Source organism: Streptomyces sp. NPDC090499, from assembly GCF_044769305.1.
Classification (GTDB): Bacteria; Actinomycetota; Actinomycetes; order Streptomycetales; family Streptomycetaceae; genus Streptomyces.
Map to the genome: position 1 here is coordinate 430,511 of NZ_JBIVXP010000004.1, position 13,548 is coordinate 444,058.

Annotated in this window: 14 protein-coding genes and 2 pseudogenes; 8 read left to right on the plus strand and 8 right to left on the minus strand. The window is 71.3% G+C overall.

The annotated features are described in order from the left end of the window. Nucleotides 1-127 precede the first annotated feature (127 nt). From ACIQVL_RS17595 to ACIQVL_RS17605, 3 genes and pseudogenes are all read left to right on the plus strand, one after another. Complete coding sequence (locus tag ACIQVL_RS17595) at nucleotides 128-1,492, plus strand: pyridoxal phosphate-dependent decarboxylase family protein (protein WP_403475719.1); 1,365 nt, start codon at nucleotides 128-130, stop codon at nucleotides 1,490-1,492. A gap of 61 nt (nucleotides 1,493-1,553) precedes the next feature. Continuing rightward, nucleotides 1,554-1,706: pseudogene (locus tag ACIQVL_RS17600) on the plus strand (pentapeptide repeat-containing protein); the annotation flags it as partial. Then, complete coding sequence (locus tag ACIQVL_RS17605; protein WP_403475720.1) at nucleotides 1,703-3,775, plus strand: sigma-70 family RNA polymerase sigma factor; 2,073 nt, start codon at nucleotides 1,703-1,705, stop codon at nucleotides 3,773-3,775. The pseudogene ACIQVL_RS17600 and the gene ACIQVL_RS17605, both read left to right, overlap by 4 nt. Nucleotides 3,776-3,784: 9 nt before the next feature. Here ACIQVL_RS17605 and ACIQVL_RS17610 read toward each other — a convergent pair whose 3' ends face one another. After that, the gene (locus ACIQVL_RS17610) at nucleotides 3,785-4,216 is read right to left on the minus strand and encodes an HIT family protein (protein ID WP_403428863.1); all 432 of its coding nucleotides are present in this window, start codon (nucleotides 4,214-4,216) and stop codon (nucleotides 3,785-3,787) included. Nucleotides 4,217-4,263: 47 nt separating this feature from the next. Next, nucleotides 4,264-4,401 carry a hypothetical protein gene (locus ACIQVL_RS17615; RefSeq protein ID WP_403475721.1) on the minus strand — a complete coding sequence of 46 codons (138 nt, stop codon included), beginning with the start codon at nucleotides 4,399-4,401 and terminating at the stop codon, nucleotides 4,264-4,266. A gap of 102 nt (nucleotides 4,402-4,503) precedes the next feature. Between ACIQVL_RS17615 and ACIQVL_RS17620 the strand changes: the two genes are divergently transcribed. Together ACIQVL_RS17620 and ACIQVL_RS17625 are read left to right on the plus strand one after the other, a co-directional pair. Then, nucleotides 4,504-5,448, plus strand: coding sequence for an RNA polymerase sigma-70 factor (locus ACIQVL_RS17620; protein ID WP_403428868.1), 945 nt, complete (start codon nucleotides 4,504-4,506; stop codon nucleotides 5,446-5,448). Nucleotides 5,449-5,567: 119 nt separating this feature from the next. Next, nucleotides 5,568-6,800, plus strand: coding sequence for an NAD(P)/FAD-dependent oxidoreductase (locus ACIQVL_RS17625; RefSeq protein WP_403475722.1), 1,233 nt, complete (start codon nucleotides 5,568-5,570; stop codon nucleotides 6,798-6,800). A 16-nt stretch (nucleotides 6,801-6,816) separates the two neighbouring features. On the opposite strand, the pseudogene ACIQVL_RS17630 reads toward ACIQVL_RS17625, so the two are convergent. Then, nucleotides 6,817-7,011 (minus strand): annotated as a pseudogene (locus tag ACIQVL_RS17630) (antibiotic biosynthesis monooxygenase family protein); the annotation flags it as partial. Nucleotides 7,012-7,044: 33 nt separating this feature from the next. Next, complete coding sequence (locus tag ACIQVL_RS17635; protein ID WP_403475723.1) at nucleotides 7,045-7,692, minus strand: hypothetical protein; 648 nt, start codon at nucleotides 7,690-7,692, stop codon at nucleotides 7,045-7,047. Nucleotides 7,693-7,802: 110 nt separating this feature from the next. On the opposite strand from ACIQVL_RS17635, the gene ACIQVL_RS17640 reads away from it, so the two are divergent. Continuing rightward, nucleotides 7,803-8,483: a hypothetical protein gene (locus ACIQVL_RS17640; RefSeq protein WP_403475724.1), complete on the plus strand. Its 681-nt coding sequence runs from the start codon at nucleotides 7,803-7,805 to the stop codon at nucleotides 8,481-8,483. Between the two features lie 251 nt (nucleotides 8,484-8,734). On the opposite strand, the gene ACIQVL_RS17645 is transcribed toward ACIQVL_RS17640, so the two are convergent. Beyond that, nucleotides 8,735-9,193, minus strand: coding sequence for a hypothetical protein (locus tag ACIQVL_RS17645; protein WP_403428880.1), 459 nt, complete (start codon nucleotides 9,191-9,193; stop codon nucleotides 8,735-8,737). A 427-nt stretch (nucleotides 9,194-9,620) separates the two neighbouring features. Then, nucleotides 9,621-9,950, minus strand: coding sequence for an antibiotic biosynthesis monooxygenase family protein (locus ACIQVL_RS17650; RefSeq protein ID WP_403428882.1), 330 nt, complete (start codon nucleotides 9,948-9,950; stop codon nucleotides 9,621-9,623). Between the two features lie 202 nt (nucleotides 9,951-10,152). Between ACIQVL_RS17650 and ACIQVL_RS17655 the strand changes: the two genes are divergently transcribed. Further along, nucleotides 10,153-10,659 carry a hypothetical protein gene (locus ACIQVL_RS17655; protein ID WP_403428885.1) on the plus strand — a complete coding sequence of 169 codons (507 nt, stop codon included), beginning with the start codon at nucleotides 10,153-10,155 and terminating at the stop codon, nucleotides 10,657-10,659. A gap of 155 nt (nucleotides 10,660-10,814) precedes the next feature. Here the strand turns inward: ACIQVL_RS17655 and ACIQVL_RS17660 are convergent, their stop codons facing one another. Further along, on the minus strand, nucleotides 10,815-11,771 hold the full coding sequence (locus ACIQVL_RS17660; RefSeq protein WP_403475725.1) for a phosphotransferase family protein: 957 nt from the start codon (nucleotides 11,769-11,771) through the stop codon (nucleotides 10,815-10,817). 208 nt (nucleotides 11,772-11,979) lie between these two features. Beyond that, nucleotides 11,980-12,639: a hypothetical protein gene (locus tag ACIQVL_RS17665; protein ID WP_403475726.1), complete on the minus strand. Its 660-nt coding sequence runs from the start codon at nucleotides 12,637-12,639 to the stop codon at nucleotides 11,980-11,982. A gap of 481 nt (nucleotides 12,640-13,120) precedes the next feature. Between ACIQVL_RS17665 and fxsA the strand changes: the two genes are divergently transcribed. Beyond that, nucleotides 13,121-13,306, plus strand: a complete 186-nt coding sequence (gene fxsA, locus ACIQVL_RS17670; protein ID WP_403428892.1) for an FxSxx-COOH cyclophane-containing RiPP peptide — start codon at nucleotides 13,121-13,123, stop codon at nucleotides 13,304-13,306. Nucleotides 13,307-13,548: the final 242 nt, after the last annotated feature.

The window sequence follows — 13,548 nt, forward strand, 5'->3', positions numbered from 1 at the left end:
GGGATTACTGACTGAAGGATTACTGATCAGAGGATTACTGATCGAGCGATTACTGACTAGATGATTGCTGACTAGTCAATGAAATCGTACGGTGAGGGCACCGCGAGCGAGAGCGAGAGGAAGATCCGTGGATCTGCAGCACTGGCTCGGTCGAGCCACCGAAGCGATACAGGAGTGGGCCGGCGCCTTCGGCCCCTACCGGTCCCACCCGTCCCTCGACGTCGCCGACGACCGCTTCGCGCCGGTCTTCGCGGAGTTCACGGACCGGCTGAAGGACAACTACCCCTTCTTCCACCCGCGCTACGCCGGCCAGATGCTCAAGCCCCCGCACCCCGCGGCGGTGGTCGGCCACCTCACCGCGATGCTGATCAACCCCAACAACCACGCCCTGGACGGCGGCCCCGCCACCGCCGCGATGGAACGCGAGGCGGTCGCGCAGCTCGCCGCGATGTTCGGCTACGGCACACACCTCGGCCACCTCACCACCAGCGGCACCATCGCCAACCTCGAAGCCCTCTTCGTCGCCCGCGAACTCCACCCCGGCCGGGGCATCGCGCACAGCGCCGACGCGCACTACACCCACGGCCGCATGTGCCACGTCCTGGACATGACCAGCCACCCCGTCCGCACCGACGACCAGGGCCGGATGGACCTCGACGCGCTGGCGGAGGTACTGGAGACCGGCGACGTCGGCACCGTCGTGGTCACCGCAGGCACCACCGGGCTCGGCGCCGTCGACCCCGTGCACGAGATCCTGGCGCTGGCCGGGCGGCACGGCGTCCGCGTCCACGTCGACGCTGCCTACGGCGGCTTCTTCACGCTGCTGGCCGGCGCCGACGGCCCCGAGGGACTGCCGCCCGAGCCCTGGCGGGCCCTCGCCGGGGCCGACTCGATCGTCGTCGACCCGCACAAGCACGGACTCCAGCCGTACGGCTGCGGGGCCGTCCTCTTCCGCGACCCCGAGGTCGGCCGCTTCTACCTGCACGACTCGCCGTACACCTACTTCACCTCCGGCGAGCTCCACCTCGGCGAGATCAGCCTGGAGTGCTCCCGCGCCGGTGCCGCGGCGGCGGCCCTGTGGCTCACCTTCCGGCTGCTGCCGCCCACGCCCGACGGCCTCGGCCAGGTGCTGGCGGCCGGGCGCCGGGCCGCCCTGCGCTGGGCGGACCTCATCGAGGCGTCGGACGCCCTGGAGCTCTACCAGCGCCCCCAGCTGGACATCGTCACCTACTTCCCGGCCACCGACCCGGCCGCCCTCACCGCGATCGACGCCGCCTCCGCCCGGATCCTGGCCGACGGCATGGCCGCGCCCGACCCGGTCTTCCTCAGCACGCTCAAGGCCGACCGCGCCGCCTTCGCCGCCCGCCACCCCAAGGTCACGGCGGACGCGGACGGCGCCCGGATCCTGCGCAGCGTCCTCATGAAGCCGGAGTCCGAGGACCACGTCGAGGACCTGCACGAGCGGGTGGAGCGGCTGGCGGTACCCGACTGAGCGGGCGCCAGGAACCCGCCCGCCGGGCCGCCCGATAGTCTGACCGCGGCTTTCCGGTACGCGGCTTTCCGGTACGCGGCTTTCCGGTACGCGGCTTTCCGGTACGCGGCTTTCCGGTACGCGGCTTTCCGGTACGCGGCTTATTGTCACGCGGCTTACTGTCACGCGGTTTTCTGTTACGCCGACGGTGTCGACCGACCCTCCCCTTGCATGAGCGACTTCTCACCCAGTGGACATGACGCGCACACCGCCGTCGTCAGCGCCGCCCAGGCCGGCGACCAGCGGGCGCTCGACGTGCTCGTGGCGGACCATCTGCCCCTCGTCTACAACGTCGTCGGGCGTGCCCTGAACGCCCCCTCCGACACCGACGACGTCGTCCAGGACGTCATGCTCCAGATGGTCCGCGACGTGGGGCAGTTGCGCGATCCCGCCGCGTTCCGCTCCTGGCTGGTGGCGATCGCGATGCGCCAGGTGCGCCGGCACTGGCGGCTGCGGCGCGCGGCACCGCCGCAGGCCGGCCCCGAGTGGCTCGACGAGACCGTGCAACTCGCGGATCCCGGCGCCGACTTCGCCGACCTCACCATCACCGTGCTGCACCTGTCCGAGCAGCGGCGCGAGACCGCCGAGGCGACCCGCTGGCTGGACGCCGAGGACCGCGAACTGCTCGCCGTGTGGTGGATGGAGGTGGCCGGTCAGCTCACCCGCGCCGAACTGGCCGCCGCCCTGGAGATCCCGCCTGCGCAGGCGGGTGTCCGGGTGCAGCGGCTGAAGGCCCGGCTGGAGGTCGCGCGGGCCGTGGTGCGGGCCCTGGAGACGGTGCCGCGCTGCCCGGACCTGGACGGGATGCTGTACGGCTGGGACGGCAGGCCGAGCGGTCTGTGGCGCAAGCGGGTCGCCCGGCACATCCGTGAATGCCCGGACTGCGACGGGGTGTTCGCCGCGGCCGACGTGGTCCCGGCCGAGCGGCTGCTCGCGGACCTGGCCCTGGTCCCGGTCCCGCCGGTACTCGCCGCACTGACGGCGGCGGCCCTGCGGGCGGGCGGCGGCAACGCCACCACGGCCGCGCACACCACCACGGCCGCGCACACCACGACGACCGCGCACACCGCCCACACGGCCGAACTGACCAAGGCAGCCAGGCTCACCAAGGCGGTTAATGCGGCTAATACGGCCAAGGTGGCCAATCTGACCAAGGCGGCCTCCGCCGGAAAGCTCGCCGCCCTCCTCTCGCTGGCCGCCGCGGGCGTCGCCGGTGTCACGATCGCCGCGGTCGCCCTCGCGGCCGGTCCGAGCGAGCCGTCGTCCCCCGCGGCCGCCGCGCTCTCCGCGTCGCCCACCGCCCGCTCCGCGCCCCCGGCCGCGTCCGCCTCCCCCTCGCCGTCGTCCCCGTCGGCCTCGCCGCCCGCGTCCGCCCGGCCGCACGCCACCGGGAAGCCGGCGACCACCGCGGCCGCGGCCCCGGACCGCACGACCGTCGACACGAAGCTCCCGGTCCGCGCCGCCTTCTACTACCCCTGGTACGACAAGAACCCGCACACCGACGGCGGCAGCCAGTACACGGCCTCGGCGTCCGACTACGACCAGGACGACCCCGCCACCGTCGACCGGCAGATCAAGGACATGCAGTACGGCGGCCTCCAGGCCGGCATCGCCTCCTGGTGGGGCGCCGGCAAGCGCGAGGACAGGCGGATGCCGCTGCTGATGTCCGAGGGCGCCAGGCTGGGCTTCTCCTGGACGACGTACTACGAGAACGAGGCGTACGGGAACCCGTCGGTCACTCAGATCCACAGCGACCTCGTGTACCTGCGCAGGTACTCCGACCAGAAGACCTGGCTGCACATCGACGGCAAGCCGGTGATCTTCGTGTACGCGGCGGGCGGCGACGGCTGCGACATGGTCGACCGGTGGACCGAGGCCAACCGCACCGCGGGCTACTACGTCGTCCTCAAGGTGTTCGGCGGCTACCGCGACTGCGCGAACCAGCCGCAGGGCTGGCACCAGTACGCGTCCGGCCTGGACCTCCAGCAGGGCTACTCGGCGATCCTGTCGCCGGGTTTCTACAAGTACGACGCCGACGCCCCGGTCGTCCCCCGTGACCTCGGCCGGTTCCGCCGCGACGCCACCACGGTCGCCACCTCCGGGGCGCCCTTCCAGCTCCTCGTCACCTACAACGAGTGGGGCGAGGGCACGGCCGCCGAGTCCGCCACGGCCTGGGCCAGCCCCAGCGGCCACGGCGCGTACATGGACGTCCTGCACGACGTCTTCACGGCCCACCCCCGCTGACGGGTCCGGTCAGCCGTCGGCCGCCACCTGCCCGCCGTACCCGAGTTCGCGCAGCGCGCTGCGCAGCCGGGCCGCGGCGTCGTCGAGGGCGGCCTCGTCCTTCTCCAGCCCGGCCCGGGAGAAGTCGAGTTCGGCCATGCCCCAGGCGGGCGCGACATGGATGTGCAGATGCGGCACCTCGAAGCCGGCGATGACCAGACCGGCCCGGGGCGCGTCCCAGGCGCGCCGCACCCCGCGGCCGATCGCCTGGGCCACCGTGACGCAGCGGGCCAGCAGTTCGCCGTCCGCGTCGGTCCACTGGTCCACCTCCTGCCGGGGCACCACCAGGGTGTGCCCCGGGGTCAGCGGGGCGATGCTGAGGAACGCGGCGACCTCGGGGTCCTGCCAGACGAACCGGGCGGGCAGTTCTCCGGCGAGGATGCGGGAAAAGAGCGTCGGCATGCGGCGAGTATCCCCCGCGCCCCGAGCGGCCGTCAGGGGGCCCCGTTTCACGCATGCGGGCGCCTGGTCCGCAGCAGCACGGCGACGTCGTCGGTGTGGCCGCCGGCCGACCAGGCCTGCTGGACGAGGTCGTCGATGAGCCGCTCCAGGCCGCCGCCCCCGTCCGGCGCACCACGCGGCTGCATCCGTGTGCGGCTCCGCCGCGTGGGCGCGCCCGGCCACCGCGGCGCCGCAGCCGACCGACGGCACATCGCGGCACGTCCGGCCGAGCGCCTAGGATCCGGGGCATGGCAGCGACCGTGAGCGACGTGGACCGGTTCGAGGCGGCCCGGCCGCGCCTGGCGGCCATCGCCTACCGCCTCCTCGGCTCCGCGAGCGAGGCCGAGGACGCCGTGCAGGACACGTACCTGCGCTGGCAGGCCGCCGACACCGCCCGCATCGAGGTCCCCGAGGCCTGGCTGACCAAGGTGCTCACCAACCTGTGCCTCAACCAGCTCACCTCGGCCCGCGCCCGGCGCGAGACCTACGTGGGCCAGTGGCTCCCCGAGCCGCTGCTCGCCGGCGACCCGATGCTCGGCCCCGCCGACACCGCGGAACGGCGGGAGTCGGTGTCGTACGCGGTCCTGGTCCTGCTGGAGCGCCTCGCCCCGGCCGAGCGCGCGGTGTACGTGCTGCGCGAGGCCTTCGACTACCCGCACCGGGAGATCGCCCGGATCCTCGACCTCACCGAGGCCGCCAGCCAGCAGATCCTGCACCGGGCCAGGAAGCACGTCGCGCAGGGCAGGGCCCGCACCGAGGTCGACGAGGCCGCCGCCCGGCGGGTCATCGAGGAGTTCCTCGCGGCCGCGGCCAGCGGCCGGACCGAGCCGCTCGTCCGGCTGCTCACCGAGGACGCCGTCGCGGTCGGTGACGGCGGCGGGAAGGTCCCGGCGCGTGCCAAGGCGTTCGAGGGCGCCCTCGCGGTCGCGCGGTTCCTGCGGGGTCTGTTCAAGCCGGGTCCGGGCCAGCGGGCGGTGGCCGGCGGCTCCGTCGAGCTGTACGCCACGACCGCCAACGGCGGCCCCGCCCTGGTGGGAGTGGTCGACGGCCGGGTCTTCGGCGTGATGTGCCTGGAGATCACCACCGAGGGCATCGCCGCGCTCCGCAACCAGGTCAACCCCGACAAGCTGGAGCGCGCGACCAGGCAGTGGGCGGCGACGGCCCACGGCGAACCCCTCGCCCGTCTCTTCTGAGCCCTTCCGAGTCGTCCCGGGCGGTGTGAGCCGCTTCACACCGCCCTCCTGTCAGGAAAGAGCGGGCCGCCCGGTTCAGGGGGCGACCCGCTGAACAGCTGGATGACAGGAGTACGGACATGCAGCACCGCATCGTCGTCCTCGGCGCCGGATACACCGGAGCCGTCGTCGCCGGCCGCCTCGACCGGCGGCTGCGCCGCGAGGACGTCGCGATCACCCTCGTCAACGCCGAACCCGACTTCGTCGAGCGCGTCCGGATGCATCAGCTCGCGACCGGCCAGGAGCTGCGGCCCCGGCCCTTCGCCGAGATGTTCGCCGGGACCGGTGTGCGGCTGAGGCTCGCGAGGGTCACGGCCGTGGACGTCGACCGCCGGACGGTCACGACGGTCCCCACCGCCGGCCAGGGTGCACCGGAACCGCAGGAGCCGGAAGAACTCGCATACGACACCCTCGTGTACGCCCTCGGCAGCGCCTGGAACGACCAGGGCGTACCCGGCGCCGCCGAACACGCCGACCAGATCGCGAGCCGCCCCGGAGCGCTCCGGCTGCGCCGGCGCCTCGCCGCGCTCCCGGCCGGGGAGCCGGTGCTCGTGGTCGGCGGCGGACTCACCGGCCTGGAGGCCGTGACCGAGATCGCCGAGGCCCGCCCGGACCTCGACGTCGCCCTCGCCGCCCGCGGCGCCCTCGGCGACTGGCTCTCGCCCAAGGGCCGCCGGCACCTGCGGAAGGTCGTCGACGGGCTCGGCATCACCGTGCACGAGCACACCGCCGTCACCGCCGTGGCACCCGACCACGTGACCACGGCCGAGGGCACGGCCGTCCCGGCCGCCGTCACCCTGTGGACCACCGGCTTCGCCGTCCACCCGCTCTCCGGGGCCACCGCCCTGGAGGTCACCGGCGCCGGCCGGATCGTCGTCGACGGGACCATGCGCTCGGTCTCGCACCCGGACGTGTACGCCATCGGCGACGCGGCCCAGGCGACGGGCCCGGCCGGCAACCCGCTCCGCATGTCCTGCGCCTCGGGCCTCCCCATGGCCTGGCAGGCCGCCGACGCCATCGCGGCCCGCCTGACCGGCGGAAAGCTCCCCAACACCCCGCTGCGCTACGTCAACCAGTGCGTCTCGCTGGGCCGCAGGCAGGGCCTGATCCAGTACGTCACGGCCGACGACCGCGCCGTCCGGGCGGCCCTGACGGGCCGGACCGCCGCCCTCTACAAGGAACTCATCTGCAAGGGCGCGGCCTGGGCCGTCTCCCACCCGATGCTCGGCCTCCCGTCCCGCCGTCGCCCCCTCGTACCGGCCCCGGCCCGTTCGACCCCGCCACTCGCGACCACCCCCGGGAAGGCCGCCTGACCACCCGCCGGCCCGGTCAGCCCTTCGGCCCCGCCGACTGCACCACCTCGAAGGACCACAACGTCGCCCCGCAGGCCGCCGACTTGGGCCGCTCACCCTCCGCACCCCCCTGGTGGGCGGCCTTCATCGGCCCCTCCCCCCCCCACGCCCGGAAGGACTCCTCGTCCTTCCACCGCGTGTACACCGGACACTGCTCGGTCCCCTCGACCGGAACAGGCTGTGCGGATGCACCTCACGACAGCCCCTATGGCTGAGCGGGTCCGGCTGACGGGACGCGTTGCCGGCGCAGGAGCAGCCCTGCGGGCCGCCGCAGGGTGAAGGCCAGGCCGAGGCCGAGCGGGATCTGCAGGAACTGCTGGATCACCGGGGGCCCGGGCTTGTCCCCCCGCCTGAGCGGGGCCCAGCCCTGCGGATCGACGGTCACCGTGTAAGTGCCGCCTACCACCCACTTCCAGCCCATGAGCCCGCTCTCCTCGATCGGAGCCAGCGGCGGGCCGTCGAGGACGGCGACCGTGTAGACGTGGGCGCTGTCCCCCATGCCGTCGCCGGCAGACCACTGAATCTGTCGGACCCTGACGTGTTCGGTACGCCCGTGCTGGTGCAGTACCTGCTGATCCAGCTCCTTGTTCTGCAGGAACAGCACCCCGAGGAGGCACACCGCACACAGCAGCCACCGGATGTCCAGGTACCAGCACGTGCACAGGAACACGCAGGCGAGGAAGAGCGCCAGCGTGCACAGCTCGTCGATCCACGGGACGTGCGCGGCGAAGGCCGTGCGCACGATCAGACGGACGACCGCCCACAGTGCCAACGCCGCGCCGGTGCTTACGGCGCCTGCCGGCACCCGCCGGCCCACGCCTGTCCACCCTTTGCCTGCTTCGTCCGCGCTCATTCTCACCCCTGCTTTCGACGAAACCGCCGGCCTGGTGGTGCACGCGTTCCAATGTATGGATTGTTGAACGATCCTTCAATAGGATGGTTCAACATCACCTCGTCTGCTTCGTGGACGCGGAACGGCGGCAACCGACCGGAGGGCTGCAGGAGATGAGCTGGCAGCAGTTCGAACAGATCGACGACCACGGGCAGATCCTGTTCAGCGACGACCCCGCGCTGCGGCTCAAGCGCGTGCTGATGGTTCTGGACACCGCGGAAGGCACGGTCACCCTCGATCACATGCAGACACGTCACATGCCCACTGCCCTCTTCGAGTTCCGTCGCGCCGTGGGCGTGGGCGACTTCGGGTTCGTCATGCCGAGGGGAGCCTCGCTCGCCGACATACCCGAGGAACCGCAGGTCGAAGGCGCCATCCTGTTCGGCATGAGGCGTCTGCCACCCGAGTTCTCCGACCTGCGCTTGATCCCTGGATGGGAGCTGCACGAGATACCCGATGAACAGCCAAAACTGGCGCAGCGCTACGGGTACACCTACTCCCGGCTGGAACTGCGGACGCCCGACGGTGAGATCTACTCCCGGACCTGGGTCGCGCACGACCCCGAGTGGGCGGCCGCCGCCCTGCGTCACGGCTACGTCGTGTGCCTGTGCGGCGTGGAACTGGGGATCCGCGCACCGTATGCGATGAGCGAGGCGCAGCACACCGCGACAATGCGCTACGAGGCCTTCCGCCTCGGATGCGCGGTGGGTCTGACAGTGGGTGGATTCGTCGCCTACGTCGACCACCGCTGACGCGCAACACCGAGCCGGCACGCTTCGAGCACGAGCCGGGCCGCGACGCGGCGTCCGAGCGGGCCCTGCGGACGACATGAGGTCGACGTGCTGAAATCCCGGCTGTGAGGCTGTGCCGGCTCGACTGCTACGAGTGCGTTCTGACGCATCGAGCGGGCCATCTCCTCAAGCACATCGCCTGCCCGCACTCCCGGCAACTCGCCGCCGGCAGCGATTCCCTGAAGGGCTGGCCGGTATGCCGTTGATCGTCGCTAGTTCTCGGGTGGCTGGGTGACGACGATCCGCCAGATCACCGAATTGACCGCTGAGAACTTCCATGTCAGCTCGCGCATGTTGGCGTGCGGTATTTGGGCGGTGAACACGCCGGTCCCATCACCACACTGGGACCCGGCGAGGGCCTCTCCGGCGGCAGTGACGTTGAACTTGGAGGGACCGGCGCATGTCCACATCACCGTGATGGACGAGGCTTTCCCCGCTGACGCGGGAAGCGTGAGACCGCCCGCACCGTGACCTGACCCGGTGTACAGCGTCTTCGAGCCGACAGGGACCGGAGACTGGACCGGATTGGGAAGGCGGTCCGGGCTCGTCGGGGTCGGCACTGGAGTGGCAGTCGCACCGCGGGCGGCGGTAGCCCGGGGGTGTGCGCCGCCGGAACAGGCCGACACAAGCACCAGAGCGGACATGCCGACGGCCAGCAGGGAGAGCTTCATCGGGTCGTCCTCAAGTCACGAGTGGGCGATATAGGGCGCGAGCGCCGGGAGTTCGGCGGTCCCGTGATTCGAGACGATCCACTTGCAGGCGCCGTCATATTTTCGTCATGGACGACTGAAGCATGGGGATCAAATCCCTTTCCTGCCTCCCGGACAGGTAGTTCGTGGGCTTCCAGAGCGGATTCGAGTCCCGCCAGTCAGGGTGATGTGGTGGGGGCCGGCGCCGGCGGGCATGCCCTCAATACGTGGACCCCGGCCGTAGTCCGCGGCTTTTCAGGCCCGACACGACTGGGCCCCTTCCCTGACGGGGAAGAGGCCCTGCTGCATGCGCTCCATCCTCGGCCGGCCGGCAGATGGCGCAGTCGGAGAACCCATCGTCTATGCCGACGTGCACCCGGTCGGTGATGAAGACCAGGTGGCCTCTGACCTAGGCGTTCCTTGGTTCGGCCTGCTGAACCACCTCGAAGGACCACAGGGTCGAACCCGACGCTGCCGGCTTCGGCTTCTCGCCGCCTGCCTCACCGCCGCCCTGGTGCGCCGCCTTCATGGGCCCCTCCATCCACGCCTGGAACGACTCCTCGTCGCGCCACCGCGTGTAGACGAGGTAGCTGTCAGTTCCTTCGACCGGACGGAGAAGCTCGAACCACTCGAACCCGTCGGAGTTCTCCACGGCATGGGCCCGCGAAGCGAACCGCTTCTCCAGGACCTCCCGCTGTTCAGCAGGCACGGCCAGCACGTTGATCTTGACTACGCTCATGGGCCCATCCTGCCGCAGGGGTGATCAGAAGAGCGTGAGCGACCGGTACTCCCGCTGTGGATCGCGCTCTTCGTAGTGCGGGGTTGGTCCGACCGGTCGGATCTGACGGTGGGTCGCGCCGGGACGTTCCGGGTGGCGGCAGAGCCGAGGTTATGAATGCGGCACCTGACCACTCATGAACGTCAATCTCAGGAGCCACACGATGCGCCCCATCAAGGCAGCCTGTCTCGGCGCGGCCACTGCGCTGGTCACGCTTCTCGCCTGTGCCCCTGGCGCGGGCGCCGCGACGGACACCGATTTCGCCCATGCGAACGGCGGACACCACGTCATCTCACTCATCGGCCGTCTCGTGCAGCAGACGCGTTTCCCCGTCAATCCCGGCGGCAGCCCCGCCCAGGGCGATCGGACCGTCTTCCGCTCGAACCTCTTCGACCTGCACGGCAACCAGGTCGGCGACACCGGCGGCACCTGCACCACCACCCGGGTCGACAACGGCGGAGCGGAGGAGTGCGTCGTGAACTACAACCTCCCGGGCGGCCAACTCACCGTGCAGGGGATGGTCTTCGGCATTCTCAACCCAGGACCTCCTCCGTCGTTCGACAACGCGATCACCGGTGGCACCGGGGTGTTCGACCGGGCGCGTGGCTCGGTCCACGCCGACACGATCGGTACGGGCACCAGGCGCTTCACGATCGACCTCGACGGCTGACGGCCTTGCCGCCATCCGGTGGCAAGGCCGAGTCGTCCACGAACGGCCCACCGGCTCGGTCGGTCCCCTTGGCGCCGCCGCAACGAGCGGTGTGTGGAGCCTTCTCCCATGGACGCCGGAGTCCCGGGGTCGGGCTCGGTTTCCCGAACGCCGCGCTAGGCGCTGAACACGGTGTTCCGGCGTAGCTGTCCGACGCACCACCGGAAGTGCCCGTCGCTGTCGTCGAGGCCGAACAGGTCGTAGGTGGTGAGGGCGTATGCGGCTTGGTAGACGGCGAGGGTTGCCGGCGGGTGCCCGAGCTCGTGCGCGAAGAGCCGGGTGAGTTCTGCGGTGTGTTCCTCGGCGTGCGGTCCGTACATGTCCCAGATGGCAGCGGTGACGGCGGCCTCGAAGGCGGGGTCGCCCGCGGTCGTGTAGAAGCCGAAGTCGAGCACGGCGACGGGCCGACCGGCGGCGTCGACGTGGATGTTCGGCGGGACGAGGTCGCCGTGGATCGCTGTCACCGGGGCGTCGGGGAGCGAGCGCAGCGCTCTTTGCGTGCGTTCGACTCCCGCGCCGAAGTCGGGCATGTGTGCGGCCAGGGCGGCACCGTGCCGGGTGGCGGCCCGGTCGACCAGGGCCGCGAGCGCGTTCTGGAAGCGGTCGTGTTCCCGCCACAGCGGACGGTCGTCGCCCTGGACGGTCATCTGGCGCATGGCGTCGGTGCCGGGCACGGAGGCCAGGCCGTGCAGGACGGTGAGCAGCGTGTCGTTGTGCTGCGTGGGCAGCTCACGCTCGTAGTCCACCTGTGCGGAGTCGGCTCGTAGCGAGACACCGGGCAGCTTGCGCTCGTACGTCACCAGGACGCCGCCCTCGTACTCTTCGGCGTCGAGGATCTCGGGGGTGGAGAACGGCAGCGGGCGGCGTGCGATGTCCGCGTACACCTGGCGGGTGAGCCGGACATCGGCCGTCGGCCGGCCGTTCCACACCTTGGCGACCCTGTCCTCGCCCAGGCTGTAGACGACGCCCTCGACACCCGAGCCGATACGGCGGACATCCGTGTGACCGCGGTCGGCGAAGCGGAGCGGCCACGGGTCGGGGAACGGGGCCTCGTCGTCCGGGGAGATCTCCATCCGCGCATTGGACCAGCAGCCGCACCGGCCTCGACAGGCGTTTTCCTGCTGTGCCCCGCCCGCGTTCCAAGAGAGCTCTGTGGTTGGCACAGGGCGTGGGTCAGTCTCCGGGCGAAGGGACCTCACGGGTCCGGCCACCATGCGCCCCTGCATCGTGCGAGATGACGACCCAGGGGCGGCCCAGGCCCTGGCCGCGGCCCACAACGCCTCATCGACCGCGGACTTGGTGCTCCACGCGGTGACGGATGTATTCGTCCGGATGCGACCGGGCGATCACCACTGCCGCCTCCACGAGGCCATACAGCTCAGGCGGGTACGCCGACTTCCACAGCGGCAGTCCGGGGAGGATGCAGCGCCGGACGTCGAGGTGCTCGTTGCGCACGAACTCCCGGAGCGCGGCCTCGTTCCACTCGACCACCATGACGGACCTGTCGTCGGCCCCTGCCCGGTTTGCGATGTCCGTGCCCTCTGCCCTGACCTCGGTGAGCCGTAGCGGCAGCGCCGACCAGTACCAAGCCCGCGCAGCGCCTGCCCGCTCCTGGTCGGTCCCTGTCCGCAGGTAATCCAGCAGCGCGGAGCGGACGCGCCGGTATCCGAAGGCATTCAGGGCCGGCTCGACGAACTGGCGGTTGAAGCTCGGGTCCGGGTCGTAGACCGCCGCCTTCACGAGGACACCGAAGGACGCCTCGGACAGCACCAACTCCTGACGGCATGCCTCGCGCAAGGCGCCGCGCACCTGGTGTCGCCACTGCCGCTCATCACCGGCGTCCGGCTCGGGGGCGACATCGAGCCTCAGAACCCGGACTGTGTCCGCCAGGCATTCCAGGAACAACCGGCTCCCGTCCTCCGTGCGCCCTGGCAGTGCCATGAACCCTTGAACGGGGCTCCCCGTGCCCCCCGCAGCCGTCTCGTTCCCGTCAGCAGCCAACTCCGTCCCTCCCCTGTCCCAGGGCCCAGGCCCGCACGGAATGCTTCCACAGCCCGGCCGGATGGAGGGCGGGGACGCTTGTCCGTGTGGCGCGGCTTGCGCGGCCCGGCCCCCGTACGGCGCCGGCAGATCAGCCGACCCGCGTGACGACCGGCCCGGCGGCCCTCGGACCTCGGATGTCGGACGGGCCATGGCGTCCACCTAGGGCACTGACGTTCGATCAGTAATGGCCGGAAAGCAGGTCCAGGGGGTACGGCGCCGCACCTGCGTCGGCCGCAGCCGCGGCACCCGCCCGCGGCGCGAACCGCCCCGCGCGTCCGGGTGCGACGGTGCTTGATATCAGGCGGTCCCGGACCTGTAGGGTGAGCGAACTATGCGTGCCCCAGCACCTACAGGGCATGCCCGTGTGCGAAGGATGTCGATGGACGCTGGCGCTCGGATCGACTCGTGTCTGCTCGACGTCGCGGACCTGAGCACGGAAGCGTTGGAGGGGCTGCTCGTCGGACTCCCCGACAACGCGCTGGGCGCGGCGTTGCGACGCATGGTCGACGAGGCGGTCAACCCGGTCGATGTGCCGTACGCCGCCTTCGACTCCGCGATCGGCTGAGCGCGTCCCCCCAAGGCCTTCCCGCCGGTCTCCTCGCCTGCTCTTCCCGCGTGGCAGTCCCGCCCGGTCTTCCCGCGTGGCAGTCTCTCCCGGTCTTCCCGCGTGGCAGTCCCGCCTGCTCTTCCCGCGTGGCAGTCTCTCCCGGTCTTCCCGCGTGGCAGTCCCGCCCGGTCTTCCCGCGTGGCAGTCTCTCCCGGTCTTCCCGCGTGGCAGTCCCGCCTGCTCTTCCCGCGTGGCAGTCC